Below are 19,460 nucleotides of genomic sequence, written 5' to 3' on the forward strand. Positions count from 1 at the left end.
GGTGAATCGTTCGGCGAAATTACATGACAAAGGAAAAGCAAAGAAGGAGGCGTTTTGTATATGGCGATGGTTCAGAAGGAAGATGTAATGAAAAAAATGGATCAAATGTTAAGTTCTCTCGATTTGCTGGAAATGAATATAGGGATTAGAATGAATCATGCATTAAAGGATGCGAGTGAAAAAATATGTAATAAGATAGAAATAACAGAAATGCATATTGAACATATGGAAAATAAATTAGTGCATCACGAAGAAAAAGGGAATTGGGTAAAGACATTTCAAAACGTCGTAGTGAGTGCATAATAAGGTGGGAAAGAGATGAAGAATGAAGCATTAATACAGTCTTCAGAAAAACTCATGCAGTATAATAATGAAGCGAATATAAAAAAAAGAGAACTAATCGAATACGACTTTTATAAGGATATGAAACCATTTGTAGACATGGTAGATGAGGAATTAAAGAAGTGGAAAGAATTAGCTTATACGTGGATTAAAGAAGAAAAGCCAAAGTATATACATGTACAGCAAATTGATCAAGTATACGATAATTTACAAACGAATGTGTTACAATGCTTTGTAAATAAAGGTAAAGGTAAACGATTCTTTGAAACACACCAAGCCATTTCGTATACTTTGCAAAATATAGTTGAGCAATGTAAATAACAAGAGGGAGAACCCTCTTGTTATTTTTATGCTTCTGTCATTGTTGTAGGTTTTGTTGCGCCGTTTATTTCTAATTCTTTTATTAATGTTCGATAATCTGAAATGCATATTTTTCCTTCGAGATACCAATGTCTCGCAAAGTCTAATAATTCATTTGCATTCTCTGTGCAATACCCCTTTTTTTGAGAAAACGCTTGTTTTAAATCCCCTAATACCATGTTGATTCCTCCCCCATGAGAATCTTCTTCTTAATTATCATAGCATGGAAGGGTTTTCTTTTTTAATTTTTTAAAAATTTAAACTTCCGACAAAAATAGACAGATACTCCATCACACATATTATTTTATAGGTACATATTATATATGTAGAAACTTATGTGAAGGAGGAGAGAATGCATGTTTCAACAATCTAACGTATATCAGCAAACAAATCCATATGCACAGCAAAATATGTACCAATATAATACGGATACATATTTACGGTATAATATGTATCCTTTCGAGCCTTATTATGGAAATCAAAATTATTATCAACCGTTTGAAGTTTCATTTATGAATCAAGCTCAACAACCACAACAGCAGCAACAACCTTATGTGAATCAGGCTCAACAACCACAACAACAGCAACCTCATGTGAATCAGGCTCAACAATCACAACAGCAGCAACCTTATGTGAATCAAGCTCAACAATCACAAGCTCAGCAACCATACATGAATCAACAACAGCAGCAGCCTTATATGAATTCGCAATATTATATGCCACCACCATCGCCCTATGCTAATCAACAAGCGATGTTTTATCCACCAAAACAGCCGTACCCGACGCAGAGTAAACAAAAGCAACAACAGCCAAGTCAGTTTTCTAGTTTTGTTTCTCAATTTAAAACATCCGATGGTAACTATGATGTAAATAAAATGATGAATACAGCTGGACAAATGATGAATGCGATGAATCAGGTGACAGGTATTGTAAAGCAAGTTGGAGGCTTTTTTGGTAAGTAATGTTGAAGAGTTGTCTATGAAAGTATGGTATATGAAATAAAGGACTAGACAAATTTCCTTGTAATAAATGGGTATATATAACAAACGGCTTTCTCTCTTTTCTCATACTGTAAAGTGTAATCAGATTTTTTTAACGAGAGAGGAGAGAAAAAACTATGCATCATTGTCATCCTTGTTTTGGAGGGCATAAGCCTGTAGGACCTATTTGTACAACTGCTCCTGTCGTTCATCCGACGAAACAATGCGTAACACACTCTTTTTCAACAACGGTGGTGCCACACATTTTCCCAACACATACAACACATGTACATCATCAACAAATTAAAAACCAAAACTTCTTCCCACAAACAAATTCAAATGTAAATGTTGTGGACCCAATCGACCCAGGATTCGGCGGTGGATGTGGACCGTGTGGCCATGGTCATCATCACCACGGTCATCAAATATCTCCATTTGGGCCAGGACCGAATGTATCACCGTTTGGACCAGGACCAAATGTATCACCGTTTTTACCAAACAATGTATCACCAGTAGGTCCAAATATCGGACCAAACGTTGGTGGAATATTTAAAAAGTAAATGATATGTTAGAACTAGCGAAATGCTAGTTCTTTTTTTGTAATTGGAGTGTTGATATGAAAGTTATTGCAGTAACAGGATATAAGCCATTTGAACTTGGAATATTTAAAAATGATCATCCAGGGGTGGGGTGTATAAAAAAGGCATTACACCGTAAATTAACCACTTTTGTAGAAGATGGTTTAGAATGGGTTATAATAAGCGGCCAGTTAGGTGTAGAATTATGGGCTGCTGAAGTTGTTTTTGAAATTCAAGTAGAATATCCAGATTTAAAATTAGCGGTATTCACTCCGTTTTTAGAACAAGAAGAAAATTGGAAAGAAGATAATCGTGAATATTACGAATTTATTCTTTCTCAAGCAGACCATGTTGATAGTATCACGAAACGGAAGTATGAAAGCCCAGAGCAATTTAAATTAAAAAATCAATTTTTTATTGAAAAAAGTGATGCACTTTTAGCGGTATACGATGAAGAAAAACCAGGAAGTCCCAAATATATTGTAGAAACAGCAAAGAAAAAAGGGGAAATAGAAAATTATCACAGTTATTTCATTCTTTTTTCTGAGTTACAAGATATAATAGAAGAGGAACAGTGGAATAATGCAGAGTAATATGTAATATAGTACTCGTATATATGATTGACAAAAAGCATTGTTTCTGAAAAAATTTAGTTAATGAAAGTTTTGGTAAAAATTTGAGGTGAAGAAAATGATTTCGGATAAAATTAAATTAACAGCGAAAGATATTTTAGAAAAAGAATTTAAAACAGGTATGAGAGGTTATCAGCAAGAAGAAGTAGATAAGTTTCTTGATATGATCATTAAAGACTATGAAGCTTTCCACAAAGAGTTTGAGCAATTAAAGCAACAAAATGCTCGTTTAAAGCGTGAATTAGAGGAACAAAAACTAGCAGTAACGCAAGTTCCACAACAACCTGTACAAACACCAGTTGCACAACCGGTTTATAACAACACGAATACGGATATTTTAAAACGCTTATCTAACTTAGAAAAAGCTGTATTTGGAAGTAAGTTATACGAATGATGTAAGGTGGGAAAAGGTTTAAGCATTTTACATAGAAAAAAACGTTGCAAAATCTTTTTGTTTCCACTATACTAATGGATGTCATAACGTTTGGGTAATCGCTGCAACGCCAACGTTGTAGAGGAAAGTCCATGCTCGCACGGCCTGAGATGGCTGTAGTGTTCGTGCCTAGCCAATTCATAAGCTAGGGTATTCTGGCTGTAAGGCTGGTTTAACGGCAGGGAAAAAACCTAAGTCCTTTCGGATATGGTTTGACTACCTTTAAAGTGCCACAGTGACGAAGTCCTTGAAGAAATGATAGGAGTGGAACGAGGTAAACCCCACGAGCGAGAAACCCAAATAATGGTAGGGGAATCTTTTCCAAGGAAATGAACGACGGGAAAGGACAGGTTTTATAACCTGTAGATAGATGATTGCCACCGGAGTACGAGGCGTGGGCCGTTTGTAGTACAAAGGAACAGAACATGGCTTACAGAACGTTATGAACCAACTATGAAATAACTCAGCTCTCCTTTGTTAGAGGAGGGCTTTTTATTTGTATGAAGTTATAAAGTATGAGTTAAAATGGTTAATGAGAAAATTTTTCGTAAAATGTAATGATTAATAGGAACAATTGCTATTAATTATTGTTTGAATATACATAAGAGGTGAATGCAAATGGGAAAAGTTACTTTAATTGCAACAGCGGCAATGGGTATTGAAGCGTTAGTTGCCCGAGAAGTTCGCGATCTTGGTTATGAATGTCAAGTAGAAAACAGCAAAGTAACATTTGAAGCAGATGAAAAGGCGATTTGTCGCACGAATTTATGGTTACGTACTGCGGATCGTGTAAAAATTAAAGTTGGCGAATTTAAAGCAACAACATTTGATGAGCTATTTGAAAAAACGAAAGCATTAAACTGGGGAGATTATATTCCAGAGAATGGCGAGTTCCCTGTTATCGGTAAATCTTTAAAATCTGAATTATTCAGTGTTTCAGATTGCCAACGTATCGTTAAAAAAGCTGTCGTTGAAAAATTAAAAACAACATATAAACGTACAACTTGGTTTGAAGAAGATGGTCCGTTATTCCGTATCGAGATTGCAATGCTCAAGGATATTGCAACATTAACAATTGATGCGAGTGGTGTTGGACTTCATAAACGTGGATACCGTATGGATCAAGGGGAAGCTCCGTTAAAAGAAACATTAGCTGCGTCTTTAATTAAATTAACAAACTGGAAGCCAGATCGTCCATTTGTTGATCCATTCTGTGGATCAGGTACAATTCCGATTGAAGCGGCATTAATTGGGCAAAACATTGCGCCAGGATTTAACCGTGGTTTCGCATCAGATGAGTGGGGCTGGGTAGGTAAACAAAACTGGCGTGAAGCGCGTCAAGAAGCTGAAGATTTAGCGAACTATGATCAACGATTACAAATCATAGGATCAGATATTGATCATCGTATGATTCGAGTTGCTCAAGATAACGCAGAAGAAGTAGGTTTAGGTGATTTAATTACATTTAAACAAATGCAGGTAAAAGATTTCACAACAAAAGAGGATTATGGCTACGTTGTAACGAATCCTCCATACGGAGAACGTTTAAGTGAAAAAGCACTCGTTGAACAACTGTATAAAGAAATGGGACAAGTATTCCGTCCGTTAGATACATGGTCAGCGTATGTATTAACAAGCTACGAAGCATTTGAGAAGTGTTACGGAAAAGATGCGTCGAAGAAGCGTAAACTGTTTAACGGATTTATCCGTACAGATTACTACCAATACTTCGGAAAACGTCCACCGCGTAATTCATAGTATAAAACTCCTCCAGCGCGCATATACTGGCTATTATGTAATGCGTAAAGGAGGAAGTGATATGGATAGTTTCCAATTATCAATGATTCAAAAAGCTATTCACCGTACGTATGACGAGCTCGGAAAAGAAGTGGATAGTCAAGGTGCGATTGTAGATGAAATACAAAAAGCACAAGAAGAATATTTGTCAGCTCTTTCACATGAAACAGCGATTGATAAACGGTATTTAAAGTCATTAATATAGAAGAAAATTTTCCTTTTTCGAAAGGAAAATTTTTTTTCGTGAATTTCTATGTATGGCAACAGGGGAAAGCAAATGCATACATATGCGTAGCAGTTGCTATTATCTTTTTATAGAAAAACTTTTTGGTTGGAGGCTAAGGATGTTTACTGAGAAGAGATTACCATTTGAAGTAGGAAAACAAGATAATTTTTATGATAAGTTGAATGAGTGGATTGGAGATGTGTTTTACGACATCCTTCCGGAAAAAGGCTTTGAAGAGCGTGATGAACAAATTTTTATGGCGTTTCAGTTAGAACGCGCTTTCCAAGAAAAGAAAGTTATGTTCGCAGAAGCTGGTGTAGGAACAGGGAAAACAATTGTATATCTTCTATATGCAATTTGTTACGCGCGTTATACTGGGAAACCAGCTATTATTGCTTGTGCAGATGAAACGTTAATTGAGCAGCTTGTGAAAGAAGAAGGGGACATTGCTAAGTTATCTGAAGCATTAGGGCTATCTGTTGATGTAAGGCTTGCAAAATCAATGGATAATTATTTATGCTTACGTAAACTTGAAGATGTTATGAGTGGACGAGCTCCAGAAGTAATTGAAGACGTATATTACGAGTTACCACAGTTTGTATTCGATCATGGTACGATGCAAAACTTTACTCACTATGGTGACAGAAAAGAATTTCCACTTTTAAATGACGAAGAATGGTCAAAAGTAAATTGGGATTACTTCCAAGATTGCTTTACTTGTGATTCTCGTCATCGCTGTGGACAAACTCTTTCTCGTGAACATTATCGTAAAGCAGCAGATTTAATTATTTGTTCTCAAGATTTCTATATGGATCATATTTGGACGTACGATGCTCGTAAGCGTGAAGGGCAAATTCCATTATTACCAGAAAGTAGCTGCGTTGTATTCGATGAAGGACATCTTGTAGAATATGCAGCTCAAAAAGCTTTAACATACCGTTTAAAGCAAACGATGATGGAGCAACTTTTAACGAGATTGTTGCAAAACGATATTCGCGAGGAGTTTGCACATTTAGTAGAAGAAACAATTTGGCAAACAGAGCGATTCTTTGATGTGTTACAAGAGAATAAAAAGGAAATTGCCGGTTCTGATCGTTTAGAAATTACTGTGACAGAAAAAGTAACAGCTGAAGCGAAGCGACTTTATGCAAAAATTGGTGAAGTCGGTGATGCATTAGTATTTGAAAGTGAAATGCATACAGTAAACACGTATGACTTAAATATCGTTGATGAGCATTTAGATGTGTTAGAACATTCACTTCGTCTGTTTATGCACGAGAAAAATGTAATTACATGGGGTGAAGAAGGTGATGGTGCCTTCACGTTAGTTATTATGCCGCGTGCAGTTGAAGAGGTGTTACAAGAGAAAGTATTCTCGAAGAAAATCCCGTATATTTTCTCTTCTGCGACATTATCGAACAACGATTCATTCGCATTTACAGCAAATAGTCTAGGGGTAAAAGATTACTTATCATTCTCAGTTGCCTCACCGTTTGATTATGAGGAGCAAATGGCGGTAAACTTACTATCGCATACGAAAGAAAATGAATGGGAAAGAAAGTGTCAATATACACTTGAAAATATACAAAAAACAAATGGACGTACGCTTGTATTATTCCGTACAACACAAGAACTTGCAGCGTTTAAAGAATATGTAAGTAAAGAACAAATGTCAGTTCCGTTCCTATATGAAGGAGATCAGGAAATTAGTCAGCTCGTTTCTCGTTTCCAAAATGAAGAAGAGACTGTACTTTGTGCCGTTCATTTATGGGAAGGTTTAGATATTCCAGGTTCATCATTATCACATGTTATCATTTGGTCATTACCATTCCCTCCAAACGATCCTGTGTTTGAAGCGAAACGTAAGCACGTAAATGATCCATTCTGGGATGTAGATGTACCGTATATGATTTTACGACTTCGTCAAGGGATCGGACGTTTAATTCGTACGAGCGACGATAAAGGTGCTATATCAATCTTCTTATCTGATTCAGAAGATGAGAAAGTAGTTGCAGCTGTGAAAAATGTACTGCCAGTAGAAGGTAAAGAATTATAAGGAAAAAGCTTGGCGCTTGCCAAGCTTTTTTCTATTATAAAAGGAATTTATGTTTCCGTGTCGAATTAAGTTTGAGGTAGAAAAAGGAGGCTTTTATACGATGACAGTTGCTACATATGAAGTAGAAAAACAATTTTTAACATACGTGAAGAAGATACAGAATTATGGAGAAGCATTAAGTTTAATGTTTTGGGATTTAAGAACAGGTGCACCAAAAAAAGGTGTGGATCAGCGTTCTGAAGTAATTGGTATGCTTTCGTCAGAAGTGTTTGCTATGTCGACTTCAGATGAGATGGGAAACTATTTAACAGAGCTTGAAGCTTTAATACGCGAAGATAAACTTTCTGAAACGACGAAGAAAATGGTTGAAGAGTGCCGGAAAGAATATGATAGAAATAAAAAAATTCCACAAGTTGAATATGAGGCTTATGTGAAATTAGAAGCGAAAGCGGAGAGTGTGTGGGAAGAAGCTCGCGAAAAATCTGATTTCGAAATGTTCCGCCCGTACTTAGAAAAAATTGTGGAATTTAAAAAGAAATTTATTACATATTGGGGTTATGAAACATATAAATACAATACATTATTAGATATGTATGAGCCAGGTATTACAGTGGAAGTTTTAGATCACGTATTTGGTCAACTTCGTGAGCGCATCGTACCGCTTGTAAAAGAAATCTCTGAGTCTAAAAAAGGATTAAAAACAAGTGCTTTATCGGAACGATTTTCAAAAGAAAAACAAAAGAACTTTACATTAGAATTATTGAAGCAATTGAATTATGACTTTGAAGCAGGTCGTCTTGATGAAACAGTACATCCTTTCGAAATTACATTAAATAGAGGGGATGTTCGTATTACGACACGCTATGATGAAAAAGATTTTCGTATGGCTGTTTTTGGAACAATTCATGAATGTGGTCATGCAGTATATGAACAAAATATTGCAGAACAATTTGAAGGTACACCACTTTGCAGTGGTACATCTATGGGTATTCACGAATCACAATCATTATTCTTTGAGAACTTTATCGGCCGTAATAAATCATTCTGGAAGAAGAATTATGATTTATTAAAAGAGTATAGCAATGGTCAATTTGATGATATGTCAGTTGATGAGTTTTATGATGCAATTAACGAATCGAAACCGTCATTCATTCGTATAGAAGCAGATGAGCTTACATACCCGCTTCATGTTATGGTTCGTTATGAGCTTGAGAAAGAATTATTTGATGGTACATTACAAGTGAAGGACTTACCAGCAGCTTGGAATGATAAGATGGAAGCATATTTAGGCATTCGTCCGGAAAATAATGCACAAGGTGTATTGCAAGATGTTCACTGGGCTGGTGGTTCATTTGGATACTTCCCATCTTATGCGCTTGGTTACATGTATGCAGCACAGTTTAAGCAAAGAATGTTAAAAGACATTCCGAACTTTGACGCATTATTAGAAGAAGGAAACGTAACACCAATTCGTGAATGGTTAACAGAAAATATTCACCAATACGGTAAAACGAAAAAGCCACTTGAAATTTTAGAAGATGTGACAGGCGAAGGATTAAATGCAAACTACTTAGCAGATTATTTAGAAGCGAAGTATAAAGAAATTTATGAGTTATAAAAAAGAGCTGCTTAATTGCAGCTCTTTTTTTAAGGGGGATAAAAGAATGCTTTATACATATACAGTAATGACGCAAGAAGAAGCGGAAGAGATTGCATATAACTGGCACTATGAAGGGAAATATTCTTTTTATGATATAGCGGCAGATGAAGAAGATTTAGATGAGTTTTTACATGATGAGAGTAGAGGGAATCATACATTTTCTGTAAAGGAAAATGGCACTCTCATTGGTTTTTTTACTGTTTGTAAAATGAATAATGGAACGGTTGATATAGGACTTGGAATGAGACCTGATATAACTGGCAATGGATTTGGTTTACAGTTCGTGAATGCGGGACTAGCTTTTAGTGAAGAAAAATATGGGTGCAATTATATAACACTATCAGTAGTGAAATTTAATGAGAGAGCTATTAAAGTATATAAAAGGGCAGGGTTTGAAGCAGTTGGGACGTTTATACAAAAAACAAACGGTAGTTGTTTTGAGTTTTTGAAAATGAATTATATATGTGGAAAATAACAAAAAACAGAAGAGGGTTCTTCTGTTTTTTGCAACTTCATTAACTTTCAGTTGATAGCATGTGTACAGCTATTTCATGCATGTCTTTCAAACCTGATACTTGAGCGTATACAGCAACAGTGATACTATTTGTTGTTAGAAGTTCGATAATATGTTCATCCATTCTTGACCAAGTTTTACCGCCAGAATTGTCATAAGAATTAATTAACTTTGTTAGTCCATCTTTCCCAAAGAGCAGATAATGGGAAGCGAAATCGATAGATACATCAGCTATCCCTACTTCTGTCCAATCGATTAAGCCAGTTACATTATTTTTCTTATCAATCAGGATATGACCTGGATGTATATCCCCGTGCTTTACTCCTACATGAGATGGCCAAAAAGAGTCTTCAGCTAGCCATGCTTGCCAACGATCCCATAAGTTTTGATTGATGTGGTATTGTTCCTTCGCTCGATTCATCCTTTGTTTCATAGAAGTTCTTAATTCATTAGCAGTAAGAATTTCAACACCTATATTATTAAATTTTTGCTGAGGTAATGAGTGTAAATTCGCTAGAACTTTTCCTAATGAAATATTGTATTCAGTTGGTGCATTCTTTTCATTAAAGTTCCATATATATTCTTGTCGTTCTATATCGATAGTAGCGGCAGGAACGCCACTTAGTTGTTTATAAGCGATTAGTTCCTCAGAGAATATAGACCAATCAGGAACTTGGAATTCTACATGTTTTTTCATAAGTTCTAATGCTTTTTTTTCTCGTTGGACATGTCTCATAGATTCTGGTCTACGAGGAATTCTTAGTATCCATTTATCTCCGTTTTGTTCTTTAACGTGTGCTACTTGAAAGTCAACGCCAGATTCATTAATTACTATTGAATCTTCTAATATATTTAGTCCTTCCTTATTTGCTAATTGTTTAACTTTAAGTGTATTCATTCCCATTTCCTCCAAATGTTTATTCTAATTTTAATGTTTTCTGTTACTAATTGTTTCTAACTACATCAATATGATTAAAGTAGCGAGATATAAGGAAATGTAATCATAAAAAAACCACAGACGAGCTTCTGTCTGTGGTTAAGAGTAAACGAGGATATAATGAATAAACGCCTCTCTTTGTATGAAAAAATATACGAAAAAAAGACAGACGTATATCTGCCTTTCTTCATGTGGAAAGTGTACTCTTCCGTTGAAGATTATTAAAAATGTGCAGACTAATCCCGTTTACTCTGCTTTATGAAAACAGAGCCTTTGAACATATTAAGTTACTTATTGTTCAAAGTTTGCTGACGTAGTCTTCCTGCGTGCATCATCTTTAATAATCCTCCTTTTAATAGTATGGTAACACTATACTTTGTTTATAAGTAAATATCAATAAAAAATACTAGATATAATATCTTAAAAATCGAATTAAATAAAAATTTATATTCGGAAAATAGAGATAAAGGATATTTGCTTTTGTAATTGGAAATTGTGGAAGAAGATGTGTATGATAGAATTTTAGTAGTAAATAGTAGGTTTAGCAAGGAAAGGTAGAGGTAGTATGATTACAATTAAAACGAAAAATGAAATAGATTTGATGCATGAATCTGGAAAATTACTTGCTTCATGTCATAAAGAAATTGCGAAAATGATAAAGCCAGGTATAAAGACACAAGAGATTGATACGTTTGTTGAAATGTATTTAAAACAGCATGGTGCCACATCTGAACAGAAAGGTTACAATGGGTATCCATATGCGATATGTGCATCTGTAAACGATGAAATGTGTCATGGGTTTCCGGCCGATGTTCCTTTAAATGAAGGAGATATTGTAACAATTGACATGGTAGTAAACTTAAATGGTGGTCTTTCAGATTCTGCTTGGACGTATAGAGTTGGAAATGTTTCTGAGGAAGCGGAAAGGTTAATGGTAGTAGCTGAGAATGCATTGTATAAAGGGATTGATCAGGCGGTAATCGGTAATCATGTAGGGGACATTGGGTATGCAATTGAGAGTTACGTAGCAAATGAAGGTTTTTCTGTCGCAAGAGACTTTACGGGACATGGAATAGGTAAAGAGATCCATGAAGAACCAGCAATTTTTCATTTTGGGAAACAAGGACAAGGGCCTGAGTTGCAAGAAGGAATGGTAATTACAATTGAGCCAATTGTAAATGTAGGTATGCGATATTCGAAAGTAGATTTAAATGGATGGGCTGCAAGAACGATGGACGGGAAATTATCAGCGCAATATGAGCATACAATTGCAATTACAAAAGATGGGCCAATTGTTTTAACGACGCTTTGAAATAATATGTAAGAGTTTACAAAACTCGAACGAAAATGATGTTTTTATAAAATTTGTACGTGTTTTGTTAATAAATACTTTTCAAAGTATAAAAAGTGCGTTATAATCCATCTATAAAATAAATAGTTAGCTACACTCATATAATCGCGGGGATATGGCCTGCAAGTTTCTACCGAAGTACCGTAAATACTTTGACTATGAGTGAGGACGAATATATTGCTTGTTTAGCATTCTTTTTTGCGAAACTCCAAAAGCGCGTCTCTCACTTGTAACGAGTGGTGGCGGCTTTTGGAGTTTTTTATTGCATAAGAGGGGGAACAAACATGAAAGTATTACAAGAAAAGATTTTGAACGAAGGAAAGGTTTTATCTGGTGACGTATTAAAGGTAGATGCATTTTTAAATCATCAAATTGACCCAGTACTTATGCAAGAGATTGGAAAAGAATTTGCTAAACGTTTTAAAGAAGAGAACATTACAAAAATCGTAACGATTGAATCTTCAGGCATCGCACCAGCAGTTATGGCTGCATTAGAGCTTGGTGTAAAAGTAATCTTTGCAAGAAAACGTAAATCGTTAACGTTACAAGATAATATGTACGTTGCAAACGTATACTCATTTACGAAACAAGAAACGAATGAAATTTCATTATCTCGCAATCATATCGATGAAAATGATCGTGTATTAATCATCGATGACTTTTTAGCAAACGGTCAGGCTGCTTTAGGTTTAATGAGTTTAGTAGAGCAAGCTGGAGCGAGTATTGCAGGAATTGGAATTGTTATTGAAAAAGCATTTCAAGATGGAGGAAAGAAGCTTCGTGAACAAGGCGTTCGTGTTGAATCACTAGCAGAAATTGCATCACTTGATAACGGCACAGTTACATTTGTACAGCATGAAACTGCGGAGGTGAAATAAGCAATGAAGCAGCATCCATTTAAAATTGCATCGCTTGGTATGCAGCATATGCTTGCTATGTATGCTGGCGCAATTATCGTACCGCTTATTGTAGGCGGCGGACTTGGTTTAAATCAAAAAGAGTTAACATACTTAGTCTCAATTGATTTATTAATGTGCGGCGTTGCGACAATTTTACAAGCATTATCAAATCGCTTTTTCGGTATTGGACTCCCAGTTGTACTTGGTTGTACATTTACAGCGGTTGGGCCGATGATTGCAATTGGAAAACAATACGGTGTGTCTTCTATCTATGGGGCAATTATTGCTGCCGGGTTATTCGTTGTTATTTTTGCGAAATTATTTGGAAAGCTTGTAAAACTGTTTCCACCAGTTGTAACAGGGTCTGTCGTTACAGTAATTGGAGTTACACTTGTTCCAGCCGCTATTAATGATATGGCTGGTGGAGTAGGAAGCAAAGATTTCGGAAGTCTTGAAAACTTAGCGTTAGCATTTGGAGTGTTATTATTTATCATCATTATGTATCGTTTCTTTGATGGGTTTATCCGTTCAATTTCTATTCTATTAGGTTTGTTGTTCGGTACTATCGTTGCAGCATTTATGGGGAAAGTAAGCTTGCAAGCAGTTGGAGAGGCGGATTGGTTCCATGGTATTCAGCCATTTTACTTCGGTACACCAACATTTGAATTAACACCAATTATTACAATGATTCTCGTTGCTTGTGTAGGGATTGTAGAAGCAACAGGTGTATACTTTGCATTATCTGATATTTGCAATAAAAAAATCGGTGAAAAAGAATTAGCAAAAGGGTATCGTGCAGAAGGATTAGCGATGGTGTTAGGTGGTATTTTTAACGCGTTCCCATATACAACATACTCTCAAAACGTAGGACTTGTTCAATTAACTGGAGTAAGAAATCGCGTTATTATTTATACTTGCGGTGGTATGTTAATCGCTCTTGGGTTTATTCCGAAAATTGCAGCTATCACAACAATTATTCCGAAGTCAGTACTTGGCGGTGCTATGCTCGCAATGTTTGGTATGGTTATGGCATATGGTATTAAAATGTTAAGTAGCGTTGACTTTGGAAGACAAGAAAACTTATTAATCGTTGCATGTTCTGTTGGAATTGGGCTTGGCGTAACAGTCGTTCCTACATTATTCTCACAACTTCCAGAAAGCATTCGTATTTTAACAGATAACGGAATTGTACTTGGAAGTGCATCAGCAGTATTGTTAAATATCGTATTTAATATGGTGCCGCAGCGCAAAGTGAAAGTAAAAGAAGAGCCGGTGTCTATGCAAAGTGCAGTAAGAGAAGCGTAAAAAAGCAAGGTCTCGTTATGAGACCTTGCTTTTCTTTTTAAGTGGCATCATTTTCCCGTAAGTACCAAGACGCCAAATGTACTCAAGTGGCCCGTATTGGTAATGTGAAAGCCACCAGCGGCTAATAAAGATTTGTAACGTGTAGAAACCGACGCAGAATAGTGGTCCAACCCATAATGGAGCAAGATAATCATTTTTGAATAGTAGCCCAAATACAAGTAATGTAACAATTGTATGTGAGATGTAATTCGTTAACGCCATTCGTCCAACGTATTGGAATGGACGTAATACTGTTTGCCATTTTTCTTTTTGTAATAAACGCATTAACGTGACAATGTAGAAGATGAACAATGTCTTTCCGCTTATCATCGTAATACCCATAAGTGAAAATGGTGTGTATGGTTGATTGTTCATAAAGAAGTAAACCATAATAAACCACATCGGTAATGTTAAAATGAACATAATGATTTGCCATTTTTTAAGTTTTGGATCTAATTCCTTAGCACGGCGGAAAATGTCTTTTTTACCGGCATATAATCCGAGTAAAAACAATCCTAGTGTTTCAGGAAGCATAATAAGACTGTTACTTATTGCTTCAGAATAGAAAGAATAGAATCTGTCTGTAATTTGTAAGCCCCAGTTTTCTAACGGCATAATGGCTATGGAAAGGCCTAGTTCATCTACCGGCACTAATAACATGACAAGAGAACCTAATAATGTGAACAATTGCATGAAACTTAATAGTACAATTGACCATATTAAAATAGTACGTGTCTTTCTTTTGTAAAATAAAAATAAGAAAAACCCGGTAATTGCATAAGTATGTAAAATGTCACCGTCCCATAAAAGAACGTAATGTAAGAACCCAAATAATAATAAGATAAGTAAGCGGCGAACAAACAAAGTTTTTGGACGATCGGTCTTCGCCTCAGCACGATTCATAAAAATATAAAAACCTAATCCGAATAAAAACGAAAAAATTGTATAAAATTTCGTTTGAATAAACATATCGTAAAATAGGCGAATATAGCTGTCTATCCCTTCGTAAATTCCTGTAATATCACGTGAGTCAACCCCGGCAATAATTGGCCAGTTAACAAGAAAAATACCTAATACAGCTATTCCTCTAATAATATCGATGGAATGTATCCTCTCGCCTTGTGAAATGTTTTGTGTCATTATTTTCCTCCTTGTTAAGTAATTCCCTTTTATTATACAAAATGTAAAGAAGAGGGTATATAGGTAATTTCCAATTTTTAAAACTGTTAAGATGCGTATTATGAGATATAATAAGAGTGCACAACAAGTTTTAACCTTCTTCAAAACAGGCAGTAAAGCTCCTTCCTATAAGGGGCTTTCTTTATGAAAAGTGTTGATAATGATTCTCTTTAATGATAAACTGTATTCAAAAGTGATAATCATTATCAAAAAAGGTTGGTGCGTAAGTATGGTATATGCATTAGTAGCAGGTACAGTCGTTGTATATGCAGTTATTACAAAGTATGTTTTAAATGGAGTAGGAACAGCAAAATGAGTGATATGACATAAAATCCCTTTCATTTGTAAAAAGAATGAAAGGGATTTTTTATTTTTAATGAGAATATGCTGAAAATTTAGTATGATAGTAAAGTGAAACTGTAATCAATGGGTAGGTGTAACTCTCACTGGTTATGAGCTCGCAAATAGCAGGGAAAAGTATATACATCTTGGATAAAGGGGAACAAGGGGATGACAAACATAGTACAGACAAACGGTATGAGAAAACTTGTTTGTTTTTATGAAGAGTGGCAAAAACACGGCGATGCAGAGAATAGTTTAAAGTTGTTTGAGGTGATTCAAAAATATAAACAAGAACAGCTTATGATAGCGTTCTGCGGTCACTTCTCTGCAGGGAAATCAACGATGATGAATCATCTATATAAAGCACAGTTGTTACCAACAAGTCCAATTCCGACAAGCGCTAACGTCGTTAAAATTGAAAAGGGATTTGATCGTGTTGTTGTAACGATTAAATCTGGAGAACAGTACGAATATGATGGTGCATATTCAGCGGAAGAATTAAAACAAATTTGTAAAGACGGTGATGAGGTAATTGGTGTTCATATTTATCGGAATGATGCGCCAATTCCTGAGGGTGTTATGTTAGTTGATACACCAGGGATTGATTCAACAGATGATGCCCATCAATTAGCGACAGAATCAACGCTGCATCTAGCAGACGTAATTTTTTATATGATGGATTATAATCACGTCCAATCGGAAGTGAATTTACAATTTGTTAAAGAATTGAAACAACGTAATAAAACGGTTTATCTCGTTGTAAATCAAATAGATAAACATAAAGAAAATGAATTATCGTTTGAGGATTATAAAGATAGTGTAAAACAATCGTTCTCTAACTGGGATATTGAAGTAGATGGAGTTTATTATACGTCATTAAGAATGATGAACCATCCACATAATGAAATTGGAAGCTTAGAAACATTAATTACATCTATTATGAAAGAAAAAAAGCAGTATGTAAGAGATGGAATGGAGCGAGAAACAGAATATTTAATGGGGGAACATTTCTCGTTTATTCTTTCTGAAAATGAAAAAGCTCTTTTGACATATGAGGAAGAGTTAGCATCACCGCTTTCGATTTCAGAAATAGTTGAAAAGAAAGAAGAGCTAACGGAAATTAAACATCGCGAGGCTAGTAAAGAATCTCATGTGAGAAACGAATTTATAAAAGGTTTACAAGCTATATTAGATAACGCGTATTTAATGCCATTTGAAATGAGAGAATTGGCAAATGCATATTTAGAAACGAAATTAACAAAGTTTAAAGTTGGTTTGCTATTTGCAAAAGGAAAGACGGAGCAAGAAAAACAAAGACGTGTAGAGGCGTTTTATTCTGCCCTTCAAAAGACTGTTGAAACGCAACTTGATTTTCATGTGAAAGAATTTATTGTGGCCTTCTTAAAAGAAGAAGGATTGTTCACGGAGGAAATTGGGAAAGACATATATGCTTTAGAAATTGCTTTTGGACCAGAAATGTTAGCTGAAGTCATTAAACAAGGTGCAGGTTTCACAGGTGATTACTTACTTCTTTATACAGCGGATGTAGCGAATGAACTGAAGAAACGTTATTTTACAAAAGCTCAGCAAATTTTTGATAAAAGTGCAGTCGTTTTAAAGCAAAAGGTGAAGGAAGCAGTTGCTCGTATGGAACAAGAGATTGAAAAATATACGATGTTGCAAACGGCAAAAGAGACGGAATTACAATACAGTAACAATTTAGAGACATATGAAAGTTATTTACAAAATATTTGGCGCGAGCGTGTTGCTACACCAGAAGGATTGCAAATAGAGGAGATATTGCAACGTGAAAAACAAATTGTTAGTGAGAAATTTACACTACAAGAGCAGGAGATTGTAAATGATAACGGGGCGGCTCATGAAGAAGAGATAAAAGGAACAGCAGTTTTAAATATTCAGCGTATATTAGAGAAAGTGAAGAAAGCTGAAATGATATTAGAGCCATTGCCAGCGCTGAAACATGTACAGCAAGAGGTAATAGAAAAAAGGCGTCGTGTGGAAACGAAACAATTTACAGTAGCGTTATTCGGAGCTTTTAGTGCTGGGAAATCATCATTTGCCAATGCCTTACTAGGTGAGAAGGTACTTCCTGTATCACCAAATCCGACGACGGCAACGATTAATCAAATTTTGCCGGTTACAGAGGAAAAACCACACGGAACAGTAATGGTTCAATTCAAATCAAAGCAAGCTTTATTAGAAGATATGAAAGCTGTTTATAAGCTGTTTCATTATGAGATTACTACGTTAGATGAGGCGTTAGCACAAATTGATAAAGTTATGAAATATCCTTCACCAACTGGGAAGCAAAAAACAACATTTAGCTTTTTACGAGCGGTACAAAAAGGGTATGATGCAGTTTCTACTTATTTAGGAGAACAAGTACAAGTTACATTAGAAGAGTTCTCTGATTATGTAGCGAACGAAGAAAAATCATGCTTCGTTGAGTATATGGAGCTTTATTATGATTGTGCTTTAACAAGGCAGGGAGTAGCGCTTGTAGACACACCTGGAGCGGATTCTATTAATGCTCGCCATACGGATGTTGCATTCCAGTATATTAAAAACGCAGATGCTATTTTATTTGTAACATATTATAACCATGTATTCTCTCGTGCTGATCGTGAATTTTTAATTCAGCTTGGTCGTGTAAAGGATACCTTTGCCCTTGATAAAATGTTCTTCTTAATTAATGCGGCGGATTTAGCAGAGTCTGAAGAAGAACTTGAAATGGTAAAAGGTTATATCGCAGATCAGCTACTGCAATACGGTATTAGAAATCCGCGTTTATTTGCAATTTCAAGTTTATGTGCGCTTGAAGAGAAACAAGGAAAGAATGTTGAAAAAGAGAAGTATGGTATTTTACAAAACTCTGGAATTACTAAGTTTGAGGAATCATTTACGTCCTTTATGATGAGAGATTTAATGCTTGTTTCTGTGCATGCTCTATATGGTGCGTTGCAAGGGGCAGATCAGCTTTTAGTAAACATGATAAATGGTGCAAAGCAGGGGAATGAAGAGAAAGAGAAGCAAACGAAAAAATATGAAGCAGAGCGTGGTCAACTACTTCATATCATTTCATCATATAGTGTACTTGCTGAAGAACAGGCGATGCAAAATGAAGTGAAAGAGTTGCTTTATTACGTGCAACAGCGTCTATTCCTACGCTATAACGATGTGTTTACTGAATTTATTAATCCGGCGTCACTTCGAACGGATGGAAATGTGAAAACACAATTGCAACAGTGTGTTATGGAATTAGTAGCATTTATTCAGCATGATTTATTACAAGAAATGCGTGCGACATCATTACGTCTTGAAAAATGGATAGACGAAGCGATGAAGCGTGCAAAGGACGAAATTGTAGTGAACTGTAAAGTAGAAAATCAATCAATTTCTATGAATGGAACAGTGGAGTATGAATATAAAGATATTACACATAAAGAACCGTTCCCTTCAGTTGAAATAAAAGATTTCAAAAAAGCACTGGCACATTTTAAAAATGAGAAAAGCTTTTTTGAAAAGAATGACAAAGCTTTTATGCAAGAAGACGCTAAATCTGTATTAGAACCGCTCGTATCAAACTATGTAGCCGATGAAAAAGATTTATTTGTTCATCATTATAAGCAAGAATGGGATATGAAGTGGAACTTATTCCAAAAAGTGATGCAACAAGATGTGATGAACTATTATGAAAGTATATTGTTTGCATTGGCTGAAACGATCGATGTATCTCTATATGAACAAAGTAAAGAACAATTGCAAAAGCAGTTAGTAGAGATTGAAAAAGAAATTTATGTTATATAGTC

At 35.4% G+C, this 19,460-nt stretch carries 19 protein-coding genes, 1 other RNA gene and 1 riboswitch; of the genes, 17 read left to right on the plus strand and 3 right to left on the minus strand.

Annotated elements, in window-relative coordinates; translation table 11 throughout:
- The first annotated feature begins 60 nt into the window (after positions 1-60).
- Positions 61-303, plus strand: a complete 243-nt coding sequence (locus tag ASE54_RS01350) for a hypothetical protein (RefSeq protein WP_001252036.1) — start codon at positions 61-63, stop codon at positions 301-303.
- Positions 304-318: 15 nt separating this feature from the next.
- Positions 319-663: a YppE family protein gene (locus ASE54_RS01355; RefSeq protein ID WP_000786936.1), complete on the plus strand. Its 345-nt coding sequence runs from the start codon at positions 319-321 to the stop codon at positions 661-663.
- A 26-nt stretch (positions 664-689) separates the two neighbouring features.
- Here ASE54_RS01355 and ASE54_RS01360 read toward each other — a convergent pair whose 3' ends face one another.
- Positions 690-881: a YppF family protein gene (locus ASE54_RS01360; protein WP_000242652.1), complete on the minus strand. Its 192-nt coding sequence runs from the start codon at positions 879-881 to the stop codon at positions 690-692.
- 177 nt (positions 882-1,058) lie between these two features.
- On the opposite strand from ASE54_RS01360, the gene ASE54_RS01365 reads away from it, so the two are divergent.
- From ASE54_RS01365 to ASE54_RS01405, 10 genes are all read left to right on the plus strand, one after another.
- Positions 1,059-1,664 carry a YppG family protein gene (locus ASE54_RS01365; RefSeq protein WP_000487717.1) on the plus strand — a complete coding sequence of 202 codons (606 nt, stop codon included), beginning with the start codon at positions 1,059-1,061 and terminating at the stop codon, positions 1,662-1,664.
- Between the two features lie 155 nt (positions 1,665-1,819).
- Positions 1,820-2,242: a CotD family spore coat protein gene (locus tag ASE54_RS01370; protein ID WP_000546292.1), complete on the plus strand. Its 423-nt coding sequence runs from the start codon at positions 1,820-1,822 to the stop codon at positions 2,240-2,242.
- 56 nt (positions 2,243-2,298) lie between these two features.
- A complete protein-coding gene (locus ASE54_RS01375) occupies positions 2,299-2,853 on the plus strand; it encodes a DUF1273 domain-containing protein (protein ID WP_000862927.1) in 555 nt (184 codons plus the stop codon).
- A 97-nt stretch (positions 2,854-2,950) separates the two neighbouring features.
- Positions 2,951-3,286: a cell division regulator GpsB gene (gpsB, locus tag ASE54_RS01380; RefSeq protein WP_000622431.1), complete on the plus strand. Its 336-nt coding sequence runs from the start codon at positions 2,951-2,953 to the stop codon at positions 3,284-3,286.
- Between the two features lie 86 nt (positions 3,287-3,372).
- An RNA gene (gene rnpB / locus ASE54_RS33390) (RNase P RNA component class B) lies at positions 3,373-3,763 on the plus strand.
- 180 nt (positions 3,764-3,943) lie between these two features.
- Complete coding sequence (locus tag ASE54_RS01385) at positions 3,944-5,083, plus strand: class I SAM-dependent RNA methyltransferase (protein ID WP_000521224.1); 1,140 nt, start codon at positions 3,944-3,946, stop codon at positions 5,081-5,083.
- 61 nt (positions 5,084-5,144) lie between these two features.
- On the plus strand, positions 5,145-5,327 hold the full coding sequence (locus ASE54_RS01390) for a DUF3921 domain-containing protein (RefSeq protein WP_000376895.1): 183 nt from the start codon (positions 5,145-5,147) through the stop codon (positions 5,325-5,327).
- 139 nt (positions 5,328-5,466) lie between these two features.
- Positions 5,467-7,404, plus strand: a complete 1,938-nt coding sequence (locus ASE54_RS01395) for an ATP-dependent DNA helicase (RefSeq protein ID WP_000493696.1) — start codon at positions 5,467-5,469, stop codon at positions 7,402-7,404.
- 100 nt (positions 7,405-7,504) lie between these two features.
- Positions 7,505-9,022, plus strand: a complete 1,518-nt coding sequence (ypwA, locus tag ASE54_RS01400) for a carboxypeptidase (protein WP_000215085.1) — start codon at positions 7,505-7,507, stop codon at positions 9,020-9,022.
- Between the two features lie 46 nt (positions 9,023-9,068).
- Complete coding sequence (locus ASE54_RS01405; protein ID WP_000967501.1) at positions 9,069-9,539, plus strand: GNAT family protein; 471 nt, start codon at positions 9,069-9,071, stop codon at positions 9,537-9,539.
- A 40-nt stretch (positions 9,540-9,579) separates the two neighbouring features.
- Here ASE54_RS01405 and mphL read toward each other — a convergent pair whose 3' ends face one another.
- Positions 9,580-10,476, minus strand: coding sequence for a macrolide 2'-phosphotransferase MphL (gene mphL / locus ASE54_RS01410; protein WP_001094260.1), 897 nt, complete (start codon positions 10,474-10,476; stop codon positions 9,580-9,582).
- A 604-nt stretch (positions 10,477-11,080) separates the two neighbouring features.
- Here mphL and ASE54_RS01415 point away from each other — a divergent pair.
- The 3 genes from ASE54_RS01415 to pbuX all read left to right on the plus strand — a co-directional run bounded on the left by ASE54_RS01415 (position 11,081) and on the right by pbuX (position 14,070).
- Positions 11,081-11,827: a type I methionyl aminopeptidase gene (locus tag ASE54_RS01415; protein WP_000628412.1), complete on the plus strand. Its 747-nt coding sequence runs from the start codon at positions 11,081-11,083 to the stop codon at positions 11,825-11,827.
- 116 nt (positions 11,828-11,943) lie between these two features.
- Positions 11,944-12,045, plus strand: a riboswitch (purine riboswitch).
- A gap of 105 nt (positions 12,046-12,150) precedes the next feature.
- Complete coding sequence (locus ASE54_RS01420) at positions 12,151-12,744, plus strand: xanthine phosphoribosyltransferase (protein WP_000866482.1); 594 nt, start codon at positions 12,151-12,153, stop codon at positions 12,742-12,744.
- Between the two features lie 3 nt (positions 12,745-12,747).
- Entirely contained in the window at positions 12,748-14,070 is a 1,323-nt protein-coding gene (gene pbuX, locus ASE54_RS01425) for a xanthine permease PbuX (RefSeq protein ID WP_000809210.1), read from the plus strand.
- 15 nt (positions 14,071-14,085) lie between these two features.
- Here the strand turns inward: pbuX and ASE54_RS01430 are convergent, their stop codons facing one another.
- Positions 14,086-15,249 carry a DUF418 domain-containing protein gene (locus ASE54_RS01430; protein ID WP_000193087.1) on the minus strand — a complete coding sequence of 388 codons (1,164 nt, stop codon included), beginning with the start codon at positions 15,247-15,249 and terminating at the stop codon, positions 14,086-14,088.
- A 190-nt stretch (positions 15,250-15,439) separates the two neighbouring features.
- Between ASE54_RS01430 and ASE54_RS36090 the strand changes: the two genes are divergently transcribed.
- Positions 15,440-15,604, plus strand: coding sequence for a hypothetical protein (locus ASE54_RS36090; RefSeq protein WP_153587184.1), 165 nt, complete (start codon positions 15,440-15,442; stop codon positions 15,602-15,604).
- A gap of 194 nt (positions 15,605-15,798) precedes the next feature.
- The gene (locus ASE54_RS01435) at positions 15,799-19,458 is read left to right on the plus strand and encodes a dynamin family protein (RefSeq protein ID WP_000182180.1); all 3,660 of its coding nucleotides are present in this window, start codon (positions 15,799-15,801) and stop codon (positions 19,456-19,458) included.
- The last annotated feature ends 2 nt before the right edge of the window (positions 19,459-19,460 follow it).

Source organism: Bacillus sp. Root131, from assembly GCF_001429475.1.
Taxonomy (GTDB): Bacteria; Bacillota; Bacilli; order Bacillales; family Bacillaceae_G; genus Bacillus_A; species Bacillus_A thuringiensis_S.